The 417-nt window shown below is 45.3% G+C and carries 1 protein-coding gene; it reads right to left on the reverse strand.

Annotated elements, in window-relative coordinates; all coding sequences use genetic code 11:
- A partial coding sequence (locus tag ACTD9P_RS30125; RefSeq protein ID WP_438870501.1) for a hypothetical protein occupies nucleotides 1-417 on the reverse strand: 417 nt, incomplete at both ends.

Consider the following 417-nt stretch of genomic DNA (forward strand, 5'->3'; position numbering starts at 1 on the left):
CAATAACAATCATTCTGTCAGGCAATTCAAGGTTCCGGATGTCCGCGCTCAATTCTTTTCTAACCGTGCCGAGTTCGCTGCTAGAAATGGATGTGTCATATGCAAAATTCAGATCCTCCTGCTGAATAGTCATGGCATCACTGACGGCGCCCATAGCTTTCTGAACAGTGCCGATACCATTCTGAATCCCCACAGCGATACCGGCAGGAACCATGATCCCGACCTGATCCCGCATCAATCTGGATGGGGAGTGGATTTTCAATTTTTTCTTAATGGTTTTCTCAATTGTCGAGGCAATGGAATTTGCTTCTTTCGCCAGCTCGCCCTTCATATTCTTCATTCCAGAAATAATGCCAGCCATTGTATTTGAACCGATGGCTTTTCCGCTTTTCTTGAGAGAACCAAGCTGTTTTACAT

Source organism: Pseudomonas onubensis, assembly GCF_965653655.1.
Lineage (GTDB): Bacteria > Pseudomonadota > Gammaproteobacteria > Pseudomonadales > Pseudomonadaceae > Aquipseudomonas.